Origin of the sequence: Enterococcus sp. DIV1083b (genome assembly GCF_051713705.1) — a bacterium.
In the GTDB taxonomy this organism is placed as follows: Bacteria; Bacillota; Bacilli; order Lactobacillales; family Enterococcaceae; genus Enterococcus_D; species Enterococcus_D casseliflavus.
Genome location: NZ_JBIOQJ010000001.1, coordinates 2,822,988 through 2,842,325 on the forward strand (window position 1 = coordinate 2,822,988; position 19,338 = coordinate 2,842,325).

The window sequence follows — 19,338 nt, forward strand, 5'->3', positions numbered from 1 at the left end:
AACAAAAAAATAACGTCACCAACTAGCTATGATCTTTTTCCAAAATAAACGAATGGAGAAAATCTCATACCTGTGGTCACGCCTGCATTATCAGTAACGATCCGATGCACTTACTATACTTCAAAATGAAAACGACGTCAATAGCTTTTTTAAAGCATTTTCTTGTATGAGCTTCTGACGAGATTATTCAAAAAAATGGCGACAAAAAAGACGTGTTGTCTCTTGCTGCCGCCATGCGAACCTGTAATGCCGCTTTTTCTTTTCACAAATTTCTCTTTTCATTGCCTATGCGATGGACTGTTTTCCTGAAAAATAGCTGCTCATGTATCAGCGAATTTTCTTATGTTTTCCGAAACTCATTCGGTGAAACCTGATGGTATTGTTTGAACTTTTTGTAGAAATAATCAACATTGCTGTAGCCCACCAATTCAGCAACTTCGTAGACCATTAGATTGGAATGACGCAAGATTTCCACCGCTTTTTCCATTCGTACTTCATCCAAGAACGCCAAATAATTTTTCCCAGTTTCTTTGCGAAACTTCTTGCCTAGATAGGCACTATTGTAATTGAAACGTTCCCCGATTTTTTTCAAGGTCAAATCTTCTTGATAATGCTTTTTCGTGTATTGGATCAATTCTGCAATGATATCGATTTGGTTCAAACTGCTGGCGACGGTTGCTTGCAAGTCTGTTAGTTTTGCGGTGATCACCTCTTGCAGCATTGGAAACGTCTGGGCGAGAAAAATCTGCTGATGCACTTCGTCTGTCGACCATTCGATTGCTAAGGCTACTTTTTCACTGATTTGATGCTGCAGCCATTCGATGTCACCATTGATTTGCCATTTGATCTCTTCTTCCAATGCCAATGAATGATAAAAGGTTTGATAATAGCGGGATAACGGCTGTTCTAACGGATCGTTTGCCAAAATCGCCTTAACTAATTCTTCACGCAAATCACTTCGTTCTTCTGCTTCTTGCGTCGTATCCAAAACATGGTGAGAAATGACTTGATTGGGAAATAAGAAAATCAATTTACTTAATGTCTGGATATCGATCATCAATGGCTTCAAGTTATCTTGCGCCGCAAACCAGCGGGAGATCAAGATTTCTTGGTGAGCCATTTTTTTACGGCACCACGCATCGATCGCCTCGTCGGGAAAGCGCTCCTCGTTTAACAGAACCAAATACCGATGATGTCGATGGATCAAGGTGACGACTTGCGCCACTTGCTCCTGCAATTTCTCAACCAGCTTTTGGGCATCTGCCTCCTCGGAAAGACGCAATAGCTTGATGGCTTGTGCGTCTTTGATTCCCGTTTGATCCCCGCCAAACAATTTCTCCATCAACTGACTCTTCTGATTTTTCTGCTGATCGGTCTTGGCTTTTTGATCGATTTTCGTCAAAATACCGATCAGCTCTTCTTCGTCAACTGGTTTCAGCAAATAGGTCACAGCGCCCAGTTGCAACGCTTGTTTGGCATAATCAAAATCTGAGTAGCCGGATAAAATAATGGCAAAAAACAAAAGCCCTTCCTCCGATGCTGCTTGCACCATCTCAAGACCATTTTTTCCCGGCATACGGATATCAGCGATCACAACGTCTGGCTTCAATTCGTGGATCATTGCCAAGCCAGCTTCGCCGTTTTCCGCCGACCCGACGATTTGATACCCCAGACGTTCCCAATCGATGATCAGAGGCAGTCCATTTCGGATCGATGCTTCATCGTCAACGATCAACACTTTACGCATTTTCCAACCTCCATTTTCAGCTACTCCTTCGTTACATCATGTTTCACTTGTCAAACTTGCCCCGTTGGTGCGAATCACCTCTTGATACCAATAAAAACTATCTTTCGGGATGCGCGCCAACTGACGTTCGCTTTGATTGTCGCGATCGACATAAACAAACCCATAGCGTTTTTTGTATCCATTCAACCAACTCAGTAGATCTGTAAAGGACCAAGCACAATAGCCGATCAGCTCAACCCCATCCGTGATGGCCTTTTGCAGTTCCACCAGATGTTCCTGCAAATAGGTGATGCGGTATGGGTCATGGATCTGTTTGTCTTCTGTCAATTGATCGATAGCGCCTAACCCATTTTCAGTAATAAAAATCGGCAAGTCATAATTGGCTTGGATGCGCCGCAAGGCTACACGGAAACCAACGGGATCGATCTCCCAGCCCCAATCTGTTTTTTTCAAGTGAGGATTTTCTGCTGTCGCAAACATGGTTTCTTCGGGTGAGAACTCACCAGCTGCCGCTTGCATCAAATACGGATCGACTTTAGAAAATTCTTTCTTTTCAGCTGACTGCTTTTGCAAATTGTTTTGCTGGGCCGTCCCACCGTGATAGTAATTGATTCCTAAGAAATCAGGTTTTGCCTGTTTTAATAGTGCTTGATCTTCTGGAGTGACTTCAGTAGCCAAGCCAACTTTGGCTAATTGCTTGTACACAAATTTCGGGTATTCGCCTTTGCAATAGACATCTAAAAACCATGCGTTGTTGAAGGCTTCGCCATTTTCTGCTGCTAGCACATCTTCTGGGTCACAGCTAAACGGATACATCGGTCCATAGCCAAAACTTGGACCGATCTTGCCCTGAGGAACCAGCTCATGGAACAAATTGATCGCCTTAGCATTAGCAAGGTTGATGATATGATTGGCTGCATACATCCGTTTTAAGTCCTTCAAGCCCGGCGGATGTGCCGCCCAACGGTACCCAAGAGAAGTGAAGACATTTTGTTCATTCATGGTGACCCAATAGGTGACTTTCTTTCCTAGGCGTTCAAAAAGGATCCGGCAATACCGTTCAAATGCTTCTGCTGTTTCTCGGCCTTCCCATCCTTGGTATTTGTCTTGCAAAGCCTGGGGAAGGTCCCAATGATACAGCGTCAAAATCGGCTCTACTCCTTGCCGAAGCAATTCATCCACCAGCTTTTCGTAAAACGCCACACCCGCTTCATTGACCGCGCCTTCGCCATCAGGCAAGATTCGCGACCACGCCACGCTGAAGCGATAGGCTTTCAAGCCCATTTGCTTCATCAAGGCAACATCTTCTTTGTACCGATGGTAGTGATCGATCGCCACTTTGCCGTTGGTTTCCTCAAAAGTATTGCCAGGAATTTGGGCATAGGTGTCCCAAATCGACGGACCTTTGCCGTCTTCTGCCCATGCTCCTTCAATTTGATAGGCCGCCGAAGCTGCCCCCCATAAGAAGTTTTCTGGGAAAGGATCTAAGTTTGTGTGAAACATCAAGTTGCCTCCTTCATTTCCTAAACCGAAATAAATCGGTTACATTTTATCGTATCATAAGTTGGTTGATTCGTAACAATTGCCAAAAGATATTTTTTAGGTGAAAAAACTGCCGCTCCTCAGAACGACAGTCGTTTCTTATTAAAACAGGTAATCATTCAAACGAGATTTCACATATTCAATGTGGCTGGATTCTAATTCGATTTGATCATGCGCCAATGCGTAATCTGTCAGTGTTTCTAAGTTTTCCTCATCAGCAACGATCTTCGCTCCGATGCCTTCTTGGAAAGAGGCATACCGTTTTTCCTTCAACTCGTCTAAGAAGCGGTCTTCTTTTAGTTTCGCTGCTGCTTTCAACGCTCGGGCATACGTATCCATACCAGCGATGTGGGCTAACAACAGATCTTCCATTTCAAATGACGAACGACGGACTTTAGAATCGAAATTGATTCCTCCCGGTGCGATGCCGCCGTTTTCTAAGACTTCGTATAAAGCGAGTGTGGAGTCAAAGACGTTGGTTGGGAATTCATCCGTATCCCACCCTAACAGCATATCTCCTTGGTTGGCATCCAGTGAGCCTAATGCGTTATAGCTACGGGCAACGGCGATTTCATGTTCAAAGGTATGGCCAGCTAATGTTGCATGATTGGCTTCTAGGTTTAATTTGAAATCTCCTTCTAAGCCGTAGTGCTGAATGAAGGCCATCGTTGTCGCTGCATCAAAATCATATTGATGTTTTGATGGTTCTTTTGGTTTCGGCTCTAATAAGAACTGCGGTTTATGACCGATTTTTTCGCCATAAGCGATCGCCATTTTGAATAGACGGGCGATGTTGTCTTGTTCAAATTTCATGTCTGTGTTCAACAAGGTTTCATAGCCTTCACGACCACCCCAGAAGACATAGTTTTCGCCGCCTAATTTTTTCGAGATGTCTAAGCCTTTTTTGACTTGGGCTGCCGCATACGCATAAACTTCCGCATTATTGGTGGAAGCAGCGCCGTTATTGAAACGAGGATGTGAGAACATATTTGCTGTGTTCCATAATAGTTTGATTCCCGTTTGTTCCATTTTTTCTTTGATTAAATCGGTGATTTCGTCTAAGTTTTGGAAAAATTCTTCTAACGTTTCTCCTGCAGGTGCCACGTCAACATCATGGAAACAGAAGAACTCTGCCCCTAATTTTTCGCAAATCTCGAAGAAGGCTTCTACTCGATTTTTCGCCGTTTCCATTTCGGTGTCACCAATCCACGTCCGTTTGTTGACGGGTGCGCCGAAAGGATCAGAGCCGTCTTGCGTCATCGTATGCCAATAGGCGATTGCAAAACGTAGATGATCTTTCATTTTCTTGCCTAAAACAACTTCTTCGGCATCGTAGTGGCGAAATGCAAACATATTGTCTGTTTTAGGACCTTCGTAGCGGATTTTTTCGATCTCTGGGAAATAAGTCATTGTTGTTGCCTCCATTTTATGTTTTTTAGTGTAATAAACTAACTTACTTGTTTCCAATCATTTAGAACCAAAAACGATTCCTCGCTTTGATCAGGTAGATTGCCTGCTGCCATTACGCTACTCGATTTGCGCCAATGCATGGCAGATAGGTGCGGTTTGTTGGTAGACGGTCCGGTAGATCGCATAAATTTCTTGGTATTTGGCGACATTTTCAGGAATTGGTGCAATGGCCTTGCCGTATTTGACAAAGGCGTTAACACAAGCAGTTGCATCTGGATAAATGCCGCTGCCGATTGCTGCTAGCATTGCTGCACCCATACCTGGACCTTGCTCAGTAGACAAACTCAGCATTTCTGCATTAAAAATATCGGCTTGCATTTGCAGCCATTCGGCATTTTTCGCACCGCCCCCCACAGAAACGATCTGGGTGAATTTCCGCTGTGCCCGTTCTTCCATGATCATTTGGGAATCTTTCAAAGAGAAGGTGATCCCTTCTAAGACCGCACGACTGAAATGCTTTTCGCGATGCCGTGTGTCGATGCCGATAAAACTACCCCTGATTTGGCTGTCGGTATGCGGGGTGCGTTCACCCACGATATAAGGCGTAAACAGCAGGCCTTCTGCCCCTGGGTTTACCTCACTGATCGCTGAAAGCAATTCCTGAAACGATTGGTTGGGGGCAAACGTATCACGATACCAGCTTAAGGAATTTCCAGCGGCTAACGTGACCCCCATTGAATACAACTTGTCTTTGATCGCATGACGGAAAAGGTGTAGATCTCCTTGATAATCAACCTCTTGCGCTTCTTCAAAGGATAAGAACACACCGCTCGTGCCAATCGACACCATGCCGACACCTTCGGCGATGATCCCTGAACCTAATGCAGCACAGGCATTGTCTGCGCCACCTGCATAGATCGTCACCTCTTGTTCAAACCCAAAGGCTTCTTGCAGCTCTTTTCGCATTTGCCCCACAGGCGCTGCTGATTCAAAAAGCGGCGGCAGTAAATCCGATGCGATTGCGAATTTTTCTAGAATGGCTTCAGACCAGCACTTCTTTTCGATATCCAGCAGTAACGTACCCGCTGCATCGGAATAATCCATCGAATAGTTCCCAGTCAGCCAAAAAGCCAAGTAGTCTTTTGGCAGCATCATGTGACGAACTTGTTGCCAATGTTCAGGCTCGTGTTCTTGGACCCATAAAATTTTTGGTAAAGTGAACCCTTCCAAAGCAACATTCTTGGTGATTGCTTTTATTTCCTCTCCAAAGGATGCCATGATCGCTTGGCATTGTTTGGTGGTCCGAACGTCATTCCATAATATTGCCGGACGAATGACTCGGTTTTCTTCATCCAATAAAACAAGACTATGCATTTGCCCAGAAAAGCTGACGCCGATCAATTCCTTTTGCAGCGTTGGAAGCTGCTGGATCAAGGTTTTGATCACCTTATCTGCCGCCTCTTGCCAATGCACCGGCTCTTGCTCACTGAACCCCGGTCTAGGGGATGACAATGGATAGTCAGCACTTGCTGTTCCTTGGAGTTCCCCGGTTTGATCAAAAACTAAGCCTTTTAACGCACTTGTTCCCAGATCCAACCCTAAAAAATAAGCCATCTCTTCTCTCCTTCCTCTGTTTGAAGCAGTTAACCATTGACTCTCAAATGGTTAATTAGCATTCAAAACTAACTAATCGAATAGTAAACGATTCTCGCATTCCTGTCAAGCGCTTTCAACGAATCTTTCATGGTTTTTCCTTCTCAAACTGCTGCTCCTACATTCTTCGTCTTTTCTTTATTCTTCAGCTTGCACAATATTAATTTGCACGGTAAACTAACACTAATCACATCTACGAAGAGGAGTACACATGATTATCAATAAAATGGGCATACGCGAACAAAATGAAGCGGCTGTATTGAAGACGATCATTGACAATGAAAATGTGTCACGAGCGGAAGTGTCAAATTTGACCCATCTCAATAAAGCGTCTGTTTCTCAAATAACCAAAAAACTGATCGACACGGACTTCGTGCGCGAAGTCGGCATCGGTGATTCCACTTCGATCGGTGGTCGCAAACCGATTCAATTGCAATTCAATCACCGTAGCAGCTTAGCTGTTACCTTTGACATCGGCTATAACTATGTTCGAGGGATGCTCTCTTATATCAATGGCGAGATGATCGCCTCTGCCGACCATTCCCATGAATTGATCACCAAAGAAAATGTACTAGCGACGATCGATTCCATGATGAAAGAGTTTTGGCCGCAAATGCCGCAAACCACTCATGGATTAGTAGGAATCTGTTTGGCGATCCACGGCATCGTTCACAATCAGACGGTCACCTTTGCCCCCTACTACGACTTGGAACACTTTGATTTGATCGCCCCTTTGAGCCAAAAATACAATACGGCGGTCTATATAGAAAACGAAGCCAATCTGACGGCTTTAGGCGAGTACTGTTTTTCTTCTGATTCCACGAATTTACTGAGCGTCAGCGTCCATAGTGGGATCGGTGTCGGAATCATCGTTGATGGGCAGTTACAAACCGGTACTCACGGCATGGCGGGGGAAGTTGGCCATTCTACGCTCTTTCCTCACGGCAACTTGTGCCCTTGCGGCAATCGAGGCTGCTTAGAGCAATATGCGTCGAACAAAGTCTTGTTTGACACCTACAGTCACTATACAAAAACAGCGTTCGTTAATTCGGATACCTTTGCACAAGCCTATCATGCCGGAGAAAAATCAGCAGTCGAATTGGCGCAACAAAATGTTGAGTTTCTTAGTATTGGGCTAAACAATGTCATCACTTTTTCTGATCCCGAAGAAGTCTATATCAACAGCTCGGTCTATCGCAAAATTCCTGATTTATTACTGGCGCTGCAACAAAAATTGACCAGCCAGTTCACCAAAAACACGAAGATCAAAAACAGTCGATTAGGCGATCAGGCCCCGCTGTTTGGCGGTAACGTTTTAGTGGCGAAACATTTCTTGAATATCAACGATTTGCGCTTTGCAGCACTTGATCTCTCCCGTGTAATCCGTTAAATGAATGCTGGACTGAAGACTCAGTCCAGCGTTTTCTTTTGGTAAGAAGGTCTCGCTATCCTTTGATTCCGCCAGCCGTCACACCGCCCACGATGTATTTCGATAGAAACAGGTAAATCAGCAGTAAAGGAATAATACTTAATGAGATCCCTAGATACATACTGCCAAATTCAGTACGGTAAACATCGGTTTTCAGCAATTGGACCAGCATCGGCAACGTATACTTTTCCGTATCGTTGATCAAGATCAAGGGCATCAAGAAATTATTCCACGAGGTCACGAACGAGAAAATCGCCATGGTGGCTAAGCCCGGTTTCATCAAGGGCAACATGATGCGATGGAAAATTTTGATTTCGCCGGCTCCGTCCAAACGAGCAGAATCTGCCAAATCAGGATGATAGATCGTTTCTAAGTATTGCTTTAAGAAAAAAACGGTAGCAGGTGATGCGATCGCTGGTAAAATCAATGGCAGAAAATTATTTAAGAGCCCTAAGCGATTCATAAATTGATAAAAACCGATCATGCTGATTTGCTGAGGAATCATGATCAGCCCAAGAATGACAGCAAACAGGACTTTCTTGCCACGAAACTCATAGGCGATCACGCCATAAGCTGTCAATGCCGAAAAATATACATTGAGAACGGTAGCGCCAGCCGCAATCAAGAAACTATTTTTAAATCCATTGAAAACATTGAAGCCTCTGCCCATTAAGACGGACCAGTTGTATTGGAGATTACCGCCAGGCCACAAGGACAGCCCTTGCTGGATCTGTTCTGCTGAACGGGTCGCATTGACTAAGACGACCCAAAACGGCAGAATACTTAAGATGGTCAGCAACACCAAAAAGACATAGATCAACAATCGTTTTGCTCGATAGCTATTTTCCATTTATTTTCGCCCCACTTTGCTGTTTTCTTTGAAAAATTGAAACAATAACGTGCTTAATACGATCGAAAGTACCAATAATAGCACCGACGCGGTTGCGGCAACGTTGAAATTCCGACTCCCGGTAAAGGCTTGGTTGTAGATAAACATCGTGATCGTTAAGACACTATTGTTGGGATTGCCGTTTGTCAGCAAAAAAGGAATGTCGAACATTTGCAAGCCGCCAATCAAGGATGTCACTAATGTATAAAGCAAGATTGGTTTTAACAAAGGCAGCGTGATCTTGCGGAAAATTTGACCATCATTGGCTCCATCGACCATTGCTGATTCAAAAAGAGCATCATCAATGCTCAAAATGCCCGAAACTAAAACGATCGTTGTCTGACCATACCACATCCAAAATTGGATAAAGGAAACGATCAGCCGAGTGCCCGTTTCACTACGGAAAAAGTCATAGGGCTGGTCCAAAACACCGAAATGCTGCAAGACTAGGTTGATCGGACCTAACGGAAAACTGAACAAAACGAAAAATAAGATTGCTACTGAAGCGGCAGTAATGATGTTGGGTAAGTAAAAAACGACTTTGAAAAAGCCTTTCCCCCGCAAGCGCAACTTGATATTGGTAAACCATGCCGCCAGCAACAGAGCCAAGCCAATTTGAGGGACAAAGTTTACGCCCCACAAAATAAAGGTATTGCTGATGGATTTTAAAAATAACGGGTTGCGAAAAATCGCAAAATAGTTATCCAGTCCGACAAGATTGGCAGCTGGATTCCACCCTTTTAGATCCGTAAAGCTTAGGTAAATCGTATAGAGAATTGGATAAAGCTGAAAAACCAAGAATGCTAGAAAAAATGGTGCGATAAATAATAGCCCATAGCGATGATACTGTTCAAATCTTCTCTTATTCTGCATCGTAATCCCCCTGATATTTTTTTCTTCTACTGCCAACTTCTGCATGTAAAGACAAGCTATTTAAGCAGCGCATAGTACCTAGAAAAGGTTGAAACCGACCCCGTCTTCGGTGCCGGTTTCTCCAACACCTAATCTACTTGAACATCTGGATAAGCATTGACGACCGCATCTTTAAAGTTTTGGATCGCCGTTTCCTGATCCACTTCACCTTTTGAATATGGTGTCAAACAACTATCCGTAAAGAGGGTTTCAATCGTCTGGTCATACTCGGTCAGAATTTTCGCGTTGATGTCTTGAACCATATCGGCAAATTCTGCATAGTGGTTCTGACCGCCTAAAAATTCCTCTTCATATTCGCCTTTAATTTCTTCAACGACTCGCTCATTCGATACAAAATCACCGGTATCTTCGGCCCATTGTTTTAAAAATGCTTGATCTGTGGTCAAGTAAGCCACCAATTGCGCAGCTTCTTCTTGCATCTCAGAATTTGCCGTAGCACCGATCCATGTGCCGCCCCAGAACCACGACGAAGGTCCTTGGATCATGCGCCAGTCCCCTTCTGTTGAGCTGGAGTTATCGGCAGCTGTCGCATTTGGTTTTAACCAATAGTGCAGCCCCCATGTCGGCAAACTATAACCGAATACATTGTCGCCATTCATTCCAGCAAACCAAGCTTCTGATTGTCCTTCTGTATCTTGTGTCAGGCCTTCTTCTACAAATTTTCGTGATACATCCAACAAGTCATACAAACTGTCGTCGATCACTAATTTGCCGTCTTCAACCCAGCCATGTTCGCGTTGACCATAAAAAGGCTTTGCCAAATCTTGGACACTAGAGATCATATAGGTGGTTCCACCACTTTTTTCTTTGACTGCTTTGGCTTGCTCATAGAACTTGTCGTAGTCTGACAATGCCGCTTGCGCAGCCGCTGGATCATCGATCCCTAGCAGCTCTTCTGCCATCGATGCCCGGTAATAAAAACCGCCAGGAGCAGCTTGCCAAGCCAAGGCATGAAGAACCCCGTCTTTTGAAGTCCCTACGTCTTTGACATATTTATACGTATCTGCCGCGGCTTCATCAAGCCCCAGTGAACCAAGGTCTGCCATCATGCCTGATTCCACATATTTTTTGACAAAGGCAGATTCTAAAGCAATCACATCTGGTGCATCTTTGGAACCGAGAATCGGATCGAGCTTGGTCTCGAATTGGTCAGAAGGAATCTCCACGATCCGAATGTCATAGGCCAAGTCGTCATGCGCCGGCAAATAATAATCATTGATCATCGTTGATAATTCTGAAGTAAAGGTCCAAACCACGAGTTCATCCTTGCCACTACTTCCCGTTGCGCTATTATCTGAGCTGCTGTTTCCAGAACCATTCCCGCAGCCACTAAGCATAAAAGCTGCTAAGCCCGCTACTGACGCTGTTTGTAAGACCCGTTTCCAATTTTTCATCTTTCTTCCTCCTCGATTTTTTGATAGTCAAATGAATCAAAATCAGCCGCCAAACGATTGCCGGTCGTATCGATCGCAAATATCCCTACAAAAGCCCCTGTAAAGAATCCACCGTAATGTTCTGCTACATAGTCGTCAGACAATTGCAAGCTGTCAAATAGCTGATCGATGACCTGCCACTCTTTTTGATCAAACGAGTACGCGTATTGATAGTGGGCATAATTAACGATCGTTTTGAAGTAGACAGTTTGTACATCGGCTGGTATCACACCTTCTGGTGCTTTTTGACTCTTCAGTTGGCCCTTCTCGCTTGCCAATACAGTGATGATTCTGCCTTTCGTCTCATCATGAGTGATGTAGATCGCCGACCAGTTTTGTGTATTGTAGTAATTCGTCATGCCTGCCAACTGTAGAAACGAGGTCGGTGAAAATTCGACGGCAGTCGTTGCTTCGAAACGAAAATCGCTCCATCTTCTTGCCACTAGTGCTTGATGGAACAAGGAATTGAACGACTCTCGCCCATACAAGCGCAAGTACCCTGGTCGTGCGGTCAAACTACCGATTTCCTCAGAAAAAGGAATCCGCAAGGTTTGAAACACTGGTGCCAACGACGCCTCTTCAAAATCATCAAAGCCTGATTCTGTTTCCCACGGATGTTCGGGCAGCTGTGGCTGTGGGACTTCCTCTTTTGGAAAGTTTCCGCCTGTGATATACGGCCAATCATTTTCCCAATAAACAGACTGGATCGCTGTTTCTCGTCCGAGCGGGCAATAGCCGCGATTTTCTAAGAGGGGCGTTTCGGGATACTTCAGCGCTCGCCCTGTTAAGTGAACAAAATACCATTCATCGGTCTGCGTTTTCACAAATGAACCATGGCCAGCTTTTTGTAGCAGGATCTCTGGCTGTCCCCAGGAACTGATCAGAGGGTTTTGAGGATGAACTTCATAAGGCCCTTCGATGTGCGTCCCACGAGCGATGGTACTTGCATGTTCAAACTTGGTGCCGCCTTCTGCCGTCAATAAATAATAATAGCCGTTCACTTTATACATGACCGGTGCTTCCGTCAATTTGCGCTCTGTTCCTTTGAAGATGATTTTGGGCTGCCCCACCAATTTCTTGGCTTGCCAATCAAACTCTTGGAGAGCGATCCCATAAAAGGAATGGTTTGTCGGGCGATAATCCCAAACCATGTTCAGAAAATATTTTTTGCCGTCGTCGTCATGAAATAACGAGGGATCGAAACCAGAAGAATTCATATAAATTGGTTCTGACCAATCCCCATCAATGGTTTCACAGGTGATCAAATAATTGTTCACATCTTTCCAACTATTAGATTGTGTTTTGACATCTGAATAAATCAACCAAAAACGACCATCACTGTAACTTAAGTTTGGCGCCCAAACGCCCCCAGAATCTGGGTTTCCTAGCATATTCAACTGACTGACACGATTGACTGGTGTACTGATCAAGCGCCAGTTCTTCAAATCCTTCGAATGGAAGATGCGCACACCTGGAAACCATTCAAAGGTCGACGTAGCAATGTAATAATCTTCACCTGCACGACAAATACTCGGGTCTGGATGAAAGCCTGTTAGTATTGGATTGGTAATCAAAAAAATTTCCCCCTCTTTCCCTTTTTGGCATTTTGTGATTCAGCTGAGTGTCAGTAGGAATGAGCTTCATTCAGTTAGTAAGTTTTCTTTACTAATATACCTAACAAAAAAAAGAAATTTGCTGCTGCAGCTCATTTTAAAAATATTCACTAATCATTGTTCTATTTACTTTCTTCAGCTGAACTGTCATAATTATAGAATGAAATCGCTATCATTCACAGGACGATTTCCACACATCGATAGACAAAAAATGGAGGATAGATCGCGTGACCATTTTAGAAGAATACCATTTCGGCGAATACCTAGGCGTTTCCAGTTACCATCCCTACTCGCTTAATTACATGGAACATTTTCATCGTTCCTTTGAATTGCTTTTTTGTAGTGATGGCGAAGCGGTTGTCAAAATCGAAGAAAGTCCCTATGTCCTTACGACAGGCCAAGTGTTATTAGTCATGCCTTATCAGACTCATGCGATTGAAACCCCTAAGGAATCACAATTGCATATTCTTGTGTTTTCACCTGAGTATATTCCAGATTTTTACGCCAAAACGAAAGATTTCGCTTTGTCAGATCCGGTGATCACCATTGATTCCTCTGTTGCCAAGCAGCTCTACTATCCTTTATTTGAAACGGATTCCCTCTATTTACGAAAATCGGCACTGTATCAAGTCCTTTACCTTTTTGAACACCAAACGACTTTATTACCAGCCAAAAATCAAGAGGATATCCTGATCCAGCTACTTGTTTACATCGAATCCCACTTCAAAGAAGAACTGACGCTCGAAAAACTAAGCAGCAGTATCGGTTATAGCAGCGTCTACGTTTCCAGAATGATCACCGATAAATTGAAAAGCACCTTTCCTCGGCTTTTGAATCAAGCAAGAATACGCCATGCCTCTTTTTTGCTGACCCATAGTCTCTTGCCGATTACGGAAGTAGCAGAACAAGCAGGCTTTCAAAATGTGCGAACCTTCAATCGAAATTTCAAAGCATTGACCTCACTGACGCCAAAAGAATACCGTTTAAAACACAATGCGCATTTTTCGTTGCTGAAGGAATAGCGTAAAAAAAGCAGCTTCACTTAGCTGTAAAGTGAGCTGCTACAATCTTACTCGTTTTTCTAGTCATCCTTTTGCCTCATTCCCAGAAAATAGTGAAAAACGCTCTAACTCCCCCTTCTTCATAGAGAAATGAGCAGGAAAAAACCAATTGCCAAAATGAACCTTTGTTGTTTTACTGATTCCACAAAACTATGCCTGTTTTAAAACACCGTACATTCTTGCTTCATACCCTTTTGCTTTGTCGATACTTCTTGGAATATCGATCAATCCCAAGAAAAATGATTCGCGACGAGCCAGTCTTTGACTTCCGTCAGATCAGAAAAAGTTTTCACCTGTGCAGCTACTTCTTGCTCAAGTTTTGGCTGTTTAAGCAAAGGATACTTCCCATTTTTCTTGACTGGCAAAGCACTCAAATCATCCGCAATCAGAAAAGCTGGGATCTCGGCTTGTTTTGCGGCTTTTATGCCAGCTAGAGAATCTTCTAATACCAAGGCTTCTTCAGGCTTTACGCCTAATTGTTGGCAAGCTGTTAGAAAGATTTCTGGATCAGGTTTGCCCTTTCGCACTTGATCCCCAGAAACCACCGTATCAAACCAATCTGGCATCTGTTCCATTTCAAAGTACGCCTTGATTTTTTCTTTCGATGAAGAGGATGCCACGGCTATCAAGCAATCTTGTTTTTTTAATGCTTCCAACAGTTCAAGAAGGCCGGGCTTTTTGAACACCCGTTTTTCTTCAGCTAAAATCACTTCTTTCTGACGATTCATCGCTTCTCGCCACCGATCCGTTGGTACTTGATTGCCATAAAGTTCCTGCATCCCTATACGAATATCTGCTTCCGTTCTGCCAGTCAGGTAATAATAAACTTCTTGGCAAACTTCAAAATCATATTCCTCCGCGGCTCTTAAATAAGCGCGGTAAGCTAGACGACCTGTTTCAAACATCAAACCGTCCATATCAAAAATCACCAGTTTTATCTTTTTCATCCTATAGCCTCCTTTACTTTTCTGCGAATAAAAAAGCAATGGTACCAAAATCCTTTGGCACCCATTGCTTCACCTTGTTTATTTACAGCTGACTGCTCAACTTAGCAATGATTTTACATGCGCCAAATGGCTGTCAGCCTTTTCCCGACCTTCTTTTACTAGTGATTCTGAAAGAATGAAGGAGCCGCCAACTGCTAGCACCTGCGGATCAGATAAATAGTCTTGCATATTTTCGAGGTTGATTCCACCAGTTGGGACAAATCGAATATCATAAAACGGACCGCTGAGGGCTTTGATCGCCGGCAAGCCCCCGTAGATATCCGCGGGGAAAAATTTCACAACTGATAAGCCATAAGCCGCTGCTCGTTGAATGTCATTTGGGGTAGCTGTTCCTGGAAACACTGGAATGTTTTCGGCAAGACAAAATTCCACCACATCAGGTACAAGAGCAGGGGAAACAATAAAGCGCGCCCCTTTCTCAACTGCTGCTTTCGCTTGTTCTAAAGTGCGCACCGTGCCTGCGCCGACGATCAATTTGCCTGATTGAGAGAGTTTTTCAATCGCTGCTAAAGCAAGGTCACTGCGGAATGTCACTTCAATAAAGGGTAGTTCATGTTCGATCAACAGTGATTCTACTACTGGCAAATAGGTAAGATCCGTTGCAGTGTAAAGAGGCAATACCCTTGTTTTTGCCAATTGTTCATAGAGTGTCATACACTCTTCCCTCCCTTCGTTTCCTTCGATTGCATTTGTTCTTTCAAGACGGCTTCATGAAGACCTTGAAGATAACTGATCCCAATCGCACGATCATACAGACCATAGCCTGGCATCGCCACTTCCCCCCAGATCGTCCGCCCGTGATCTGGACGGATGACGCCATCAAAACCGACCTCAACCAAGGCTTTCATGATGGCATACATATCTAATGATCCTTCGGTGGATAGATGGGCGGATTCTTTAAATTTACGTTCCCCCATAAACAACACATTGCGGAAATGAACAAAGTTGATGCGTCCCTTTAAGGCATGAACGATCTCCACCATGTCGTTTTCTGAATCGGCACCTAACGAACCGGTGCACAACGTCACCCCATTATAAGGCGAATCCACGATAGCCATGATTTTTTTCAAGTCCTCTAAATTTTTGGTGATTCGTGGCAAGCCAAAAATTTCCCAAGGTGGATCGTCGGGATGGATCGCCATTTTCACATCTACTTCTTCACACACAGGAATGATCCGCTTTAAGAAATAGCTTAAGTTATCAAAGAGGATCTCTTGAGTGACCCCTTCATAAGTTGCCATCAATCGCTGGAACTTTTTCAGTCGTTCTTCTTCCCAACCTGGCAATTGAAAGCCTTTTGATTGGCTATGGATCAGCGTATACATCTCACTAGGTTCCATATCATCCACAACGGCTTGATCATAGAGCAAGGAGAAGCTGCCATCCTCGTTTTGATAAAATAGATTTGTTTTGGCCCAGCCGAAGATTGGTTTGAAGCTATAGCAGATCATATGTACATCACAAGCTGCTAAATTCCGAATTGTTTGAATATATTGATCGATGTAGTGATCCCGTTCCTCTGTTCCAGCTTTGATCGCATCGTGGATCGCCACACTCTCAATCCCTAATAGCGAAAGATGCTCTTTTTCAATTGATGCTTTTAGTGCGTTGATTTCGGAAATCTCCCAGACATCTCCGGGCATTTTATTCAGAAGTGTTCCTACAATGCCGTGCATTCCTGGAATTTGTCGAATATTCGTTAACGGGATCGTATCCCCTTCCCCGTACCATCGAAACCCCCATTGCATTTGCTGTCATCCTTTCGTTTTTAAAAATCATCTTCCTCATCAGTTTCTTCGCTACTATCACCTGCTGAAGAATTGTGCCAAAGCGCTACACTATTTTCTCCTTGCTGGATCACTGCTGCTACCGCCTGTTCAATCGGTGTCGCCAAAAATTGGTGATTGATCGCTTCTAATACCATCGGCAGATTCACTCCGCCGATCACATACGTCTTTTCCTGAAGAGGTTCTTCTAATTGATTGATCGTTACAACCGACTGATTGTAGGGACTCGCACTCAATAGATCAGCAAACACCACTACACCGTCCCCTTGATCTGTTTCGTGGATCGCTTCATGGATTTTGTTTCCCAGAAGTTGAATATCCTCTCCGTGGTTCAAATTAACGACCGCAATATTTTCGACACTGCCCATGATCACCTCTGCAGCATCTTTAAAACCAGTACTCAGCTGTCCGTGAGTTGCCAATACGATTCCTAACAAATGTTGTTCCTCCTTTTTCGCTTCCTAACCAAATAACGCAAGGACTTTTTGCATATTCCTACTATTCAGCTCTTTTTGCTTTAATTGTTTTCTACGCAACACATACGTCTGATCCTGCTGCTTTTCTGCACAAAACAGATAGTTGATGCTGCCCATCGCTTCACTACTGTGTTCGATCGCCAGCTGCTGCAGTTGCCCTTCATTGAATTGCTTGCCGATAGCTCGAACCGGAGCATCGGCGCCGATAGAATCTAAATAATAAATCTTCGCATTCGGCCCTACTGAATCACGTAACACTTCCAACCCGCGTTCTCCGTAACTTCCTTCATCAAGAAATGCGAAGGCCGTCGTTGTTTGACTGTTTTGACTGATCAGTGACAGTAGCGCTAAGATAGAGGAGGTATTGCGGGTTAGATTTTGCTGAAATCCTGCCCCGTGGCTTACGCGATTTAATAGCAGAAAATAAATACCGACCCCTGAAGCAAAAAGCGCTGTTTGCCAAGACAATAAGGGAAATCTCCCTGAGGCAAAGTGGATATAAAGCCAAGTCCCCAACAACCCTAAAAGAATCATCACTGCTGAAGCAGTCAGAATAAATTGATTTGTTTGACGGCCTTGCTCCTGCCGATCAAAAAAATGGTAATCGCCGAAATGCTCTGGCGGTGTATCATAATATGTGCAGATGATCCGTTTTGCTTTGGTCAGATCACCAACATACAAATTGCGTGAGGCGTTTTTTTTCGTGTGATCATACTCGATCACCTGAAGGTCTTTGCGAAATGGAATGATATCCGCGATGAGTGCCTTCAAAAATCTTTGTTTGCTTTTATCCGTGGAACGCGATCGGTAGACATACCGATAACGAAAAAGCCAATCACGAAATGTTTCTGTTTGATTCATGGCGAATTCTCCTATTCACAAATTACTGACAAGGAAGGAGGAACTCTATTTTTATAAAATCCTCCGCCTTCCTCTTCAACAGATGACGAACGCGCTCAATGATTACAAATTGAACTGCTTCAACACATCTTTAAGCGTTGATTTCGGTGCAGAAGGTGTTGCTTGAAAATAGATTGATTCCACACCGTACGCTTCGTTCATTTCTTTGAGTTTTTGCGCATCAGCTTGATTTAAATAAACAGATTTCGTTACCAAGAGATCTTTCTCGGGATCTTTTTGGGCGATACCGCCTATGTTCAATTCTTTCATTGGCACGCCGTGTTTGACTAAGTCGTACATCACACTGACGGTTTTAGCGATCAAAATACAGTTGTAATCTTTGAAGTTGTATTCATCCCAGTAAAATTTGGCTTTTTCTGGTGTAACGACGATCGTTTTTTGCCCTGTGCGGCTACCGGCATTTTTGTATAATTCCCGCATGAACTTATCCTTAGCTACTACCTCATCCACTACAAAAATCGAGTTGACTCCGCTTTTTTGTGACAAGGTCATCATGACCTGCCCATGGATCAATCGTTCATCTACTCGTGCTAAATTTACTACACCCATTTTTTCCACTTCCTTTTCTTATAAAATACCGACACCGGCTAAAATAATCAGAATCAAGGTCAGCCATAGTAATGCTTGCGTGACTTTTAATCCTTTCTTTGTATAGAACCAGTAGACGCCCATTACAACTGCTAACGGCAAGATCCCTGGTACAATCTGATCAAGGATATCTTGGATAATAAATTCTCGTCCAGAAATATCAAACTGCAGCGAAGAACTGACTTTGACATAGTTTCCAGCCAGAACCCCCATCATAAACAAACCGAGAACCGACAGTGTTTCAATGGCAGTTTGAACACCTGTACTCTGCATCAAGCCAGTTGCGTTGCGTCCCATTGAGAACGCTTGGCGGGCAAAAAACATTCCTAGAGAAACTTGATACAGTGCAAAGCAAATGAACGGAAACAACGCACCTAGCGGACTTCCTTGCTGTGCCCAAGGGACGGCAATCGCAATAAAGATATATTGAACGGTTCCTGAGTCGATGGCATCCCCGATTCCTGCTAAAGCACCCATCAAACCAGCTTTCGTGTTGTACATTAGATCATCCTGCATCAAGATCTCTTTTTTCTCATGCTCTTCCTCGGCCCGCTGTTGTTCCATTGATGACATCAGCCCAGTAATAACACCACCACCCCAACTCAGCTGGGTATTGAAAAACAACAGTTGGCGTTTGTAGGCAGCTTTCAGTGCCTCATCGTCTTTGTAAAGTTTGCGCAAAATCGGCATCATGGCGTATAAAAGCGATGGTGATAAATACCGTTCAAACGAATGCGGGATCTCATTGGCGAAATGCCATCTTAGGTATGCTTTTGTGACATCTTTCTTCGTGATTTCTTCCGGTGCGCCTTGCGCTTTTTGAATTATTTCGGTCATTACTGCTCCTCC

At 43.9% G+C, this 19,338-nt stretch carries 17 protein-coding genes; 2 read left to right on the top strand and 15 right to left on the bottom strand.

Going from position 1 to position 19,338, the window contains the following annotated elements; genetic code table 11:
* Positions 1 to 340: 340 nt before the first annotated feature.
* From IGI69_RS13180 to xylB, 4 genes are all read right to left on the bottom strand, one after another.
* Positions 341 to 1,747, bottom strand: a complete 1,407-nt coding sequence (locus tag IGI69_RS13180; protein ID WP_060791442.1) for a response regulator — start codon at positions 1,745 to 1,747, stop codon at positions 341 to 343.
* 36 nt (positions 1,748 to 1,783) lie between these two features.
* Entirely contained in the window at positions 1,784 to 3,250 is a 1,467-nt protein-coding gene (locus tag IGI69_RS13185; protein WP_438741117.1) for a glycoside hydrolase family 1 protein, read from the bottom strand.
* 141 nt (positions 3,251 to 3,391) lie between these two features.
* Positions 3,392 to 4,699, bottom strand: a complete 1,308-nt coding sequence (gene xylA / locus IGI69_RS13190) for a xylose isomerase (RefSeq protein ID WP_008380597.1) — start codon at positions 4,697 to 4,699, stop codon at positions 3,392 to 3,394.
* 117 nt (positions 4,700 to 4,816) lie between these two features.
* The gene (gene xylB, locus IGI69_RS13195) at positions 4,817 to 6,313 is read right to left on the bottom strand and encodes a xylulokinase (RefSeq protein ID WP_060791444.1); all 1,497 of its coding nucleotides are present in this window, start codon (positions 6,311 to 6,313) and stop codon (positions 4,817 to 4,819) included.
* Between the two features lie 250 nt (positions 6,314 to 6,563).
* Here xylB and IGI69_RS13200 point away from each other — a divergent pair, with 250 nt between their 5' ends.
* The gene (locus tag IGI69_RS13200; protein ID WP_015510297.1) at positions 6,564 to 7,742 is read left to right on the top strand and encodes an ROK family transcriptional regulator; all 1,179 of its coding nucleotides are present in this window, start codon (positions 6,564 to 6,566) and stop codon (positions 7,740 to 7,742) included.
* A gap of 55 nt (positions 7,743 to 7,797) precedes the next feature.
* On the opposite strand, the gene IGI69_RS13205 is transcribed toward IGI69_RS13200, so the two are convergent.
* From IGI69_RS13205 to IGI69_RS13220, 4 genes are all read right to left on the bottom strand, one after another.
* The gene (locus IGI69_RS13205; protein WP_005228444.1) at positions 7,798 to 8,631 is read right to left on the bottom strand and encodes a carbohydrate ABC transporter permease; all 834 of its coding nucleotides are present in this window, start codon (positions 8,629 to 8,631) and stop codon (positions 7,798 to 7,800) included.
* Positions 8,632 to 9,543: a carbohydrate ABC transporter permease gene (locus tag IGI69_RS13210; RefSeq protein ID WP_034858631.1), complete on the bottom strand. Its 912-nt coding sequence runs from the start codon at positions 9,541 to 9,543 to the stop codon at positions 8,632 to 8,634. It abuts the gene before it with no gap.
* A gap of 128 nt (positions 9,544 to 9,671) precedes the next feature.
* A complete protein-coding gene (locus tag IGI69_RS13215; RefSeq protein ID WP_270266642.1) occupies positions 9,672 to 10,997 on the bottom strand; it encodes an ABC transporter substrate-binding protein in 1,326 nt (441 codons plus the stop codon).
* A complete protein-coding gene (locus IGI69_RS13220) occupies positions 10,994 to 12,610 on the bottom strand; it encodes a glycoside hydrolase family 43 protein (RefSeq protein WP_270266641.1) in 1,617 nt (538 codons plus the stop codon). The genes IGI69_RS13215 and IGI69_RS13220 overlap by 4 nt, the downstream gene beginning before the upstream one ends.
* A gap of 266 nt (positions 12,611 to 12,876) precedes the next feature.
* Here IGI69_RS13220 and IGI69_RS13225 point away from each other — a divergent pair, with 266 nt between their 5' ends.
* Positions 12,877 to 13,671 (top strand): helix-turn-helix transcriptional regulator, encoded by a 795-nt coding sequence (locus tag IGI69_RS13225; protein WP_005228440.1) that lies wholly within the window; start codon positions 12,877 to 12,879, stop codon positions 13,669 to 13,671.
* Positions 13,672 to 13,934: 263 nt separating this feature from the next.
* Here IGI69_RS13225 and IGI69_RS13230 read toward each other — a convergent pair whose 3' ends face one another.
* The 7 genes from IGI69_RS13230 to IGI69_RS13260 form a co-directional block, all read right to left on the bottom strand.
* A complete protein-coding gene (locus tag IGI69_RS13230; protein ID WP_438741123.1) occupies positions 13,935 to 14,657 on the bottom strand; it encodes an HAD family hydrolase in 723 nt (240 codons plus the stop codon).
* A 96-nt stretch (positions 14,658 to 14,753) separates the two neighbouring features.
* Positions 14,754 to 15,371, bottom strand: a complete 618-nt coding sequence (locus IGI69_RS13235; protein WP_151195123.1) for a bifunctional 4-hydroxy-2-oxoglutarate aldolase/2-dehydro-3-deoxy-phosphogluconate aldolase — start codon at positions 15,369 to 15,371, stop codon at positions 14,754 to 14,756.
* On the bottom strand, positions 15,368 to 16,465 hold the full coding sequence (gene uxuA, locus IGI69_RS13240) for a mannonate dehydratase (protein WP_151195122.1): 1,098 nt from the start codon (positions 16,463 to 16,465) through the stop codon (positions 15,368 to 15,370). Before uxuA ends, IGI69_RS13235 begins: the two co-directional genes overlap by 4 nt.
* Positions 16,466 to 16,485: 20 nt before the next feature.
* Positions 16,486 to 16,941 (bottom strand): PTS sugar transporter subunit IIA, encoded by a 456-nt coding sequence (locus tag IGI69_RS13245; RefSeq protein ID WP_151195121.1) that lies wholly within the window; start codon positions 16,939 to 16,941, stop codon positions 16,486 to 16,488.
* Positions 16,942 to 16,965: 24 nt separating this feature from the next.
* The gene (locus IGI69_RS13250; RefSeq protein ID WP_438741126.1) at positions 16,966 to 17,841 is read right to left on the bottom strand and encodes a hypothetical protein; all 876 of its coding nucleotides are present in this window, start codon (positions 17,839 to 17,841) and stop codon (positions 16,966 to 16,968) included.
* Positions 17,842 to 17,943: 102 nt separating this feature from the next.
* Positions 17,944 to 18,450 (bottom strand): PTS system mannose/fructose/N-acetylgalactosamine-transporter subunit IIB, encoded by a 507-nt coding sequence (locus IGI69_RS13255; protein ID WP_005228434.1) that lies wholly within the window; start codon positions 18,448 to 18,450, stop codon positions 17,944 to 17,946.
* Between the two features lie 18 nt (positions 18,451 to 18,468).
* Positions 18,469 to 19,326: a PTS system mannose/fructose/sorbose family transporter subunit IID gene (locus IGI69_RS13260; RefSeq protein ID WP_008380577.1), complete on the bottom strand. Its 858-nt coding sequence runs from the start codon at positions 19,324 to 19,326 to the stop codon at positions 18,469 to 18,471.
* Positions 19,327 to 19,338 lie beyond the last annotated feature (12 nt).

Bases quoted from the DNA above. Each gene is read 5' to 3' on its own strand.
- IGI69_RS13180 (WP_060791442.1), bottom strand. From the start codon at position 1,747: ATGCGTAAAGTGTTGATCGTTGACGATGAAGCATCGATCCGAAATGGA.
- IGI69_RS13185 (WP_438741117.1), bottom strand. From the start codon at position 3,250: ATGTTTCACACAAACTTAGATCCTTTCCCAGAAAACTTCTTATGGGGG.
- xylA (WP_008380597.1), bottom strand. From the start codon at position 4,699: ATGACTTATTTCCCAGAGATCGAAAAAATCCGCTACGAAGGTCCTAAA.
- xylB (WP_060791444.1), bottom strand. From the start codon at position 6,313: ATGGCTTATTTTTTAGGGTTGGATCTGGGAACAAGTGCGTTAAAAGGC.
- IGI69_RS13200 (WP_015510297.1), top strand. From the start codon at position 6,564: ATGATTATCAATAAAATGGGCATACGCGAACAAAATGAAGCGGCTGTA.
- IGI69_RS13205 (WP_005228444.1), bottom strand. From the start codon at position 8,631: ATGGAAAATAGCTATCGAGCAAAACGATTGTTGATCTATGTCTTTTTG.
- IGI69_RS13210 (WP_034858631.1), bottom strand. From the start codon at position 9,543: ATGCAGAATAAGAGAAGATTTGAACAGTATCATCGCTATGGGCTATTA.
- IGI69_RS13215 (WP_270266642.1), bottom strand. From the start codon at position 10,997: ATGAAAAATTGGAAACGGGTCTTACAAACAGCGTCAGTAGCGGGCTTA.
- IGI69_RS13230 (WP_438741123.1), bottom strand. From the start codon at position 14,657: ATGAAAAAGATAAAACTGGTGATTTTTGATATGGACGGTTTGATGTTT.
- IGI69_RS13235 (WP_151195123.1), bottom strand. From the start codon at position 15,371: ATGACACTCTATGAACAATTGGCAAAAACAAGGGTATTGCCTCTTTAC.
- uxuA (WP_151195122.1), bottom strand. From the start codon at position 16,465: ATGCAATGGGGGTTTCGATGGTACGGGGAAGGGGATACGATCCCGTTA.
- IGI69_RS13250 (WP_438741126.1), bottom strand. From the start codon at position 17,841: ATGAATCAAACAGAAACATTTCGTGATTGGCTTTTTCGTTATCGGTAT.
- IGI69_RS13255 (WP_005228434.1), bottom strand. From the start codon at position 18,450: ATGGGTGTAGTAAATTTAGCACGAGTAGATGAACGATTGATCCATGGG.
- IGI69_RS13260 (WP_008380577.1), bottom strand. From the start codon at position 19,326: ATGACCGAAATAATTCAAAAAGCGCAAGGCGCACCGGAAGAAATCACG.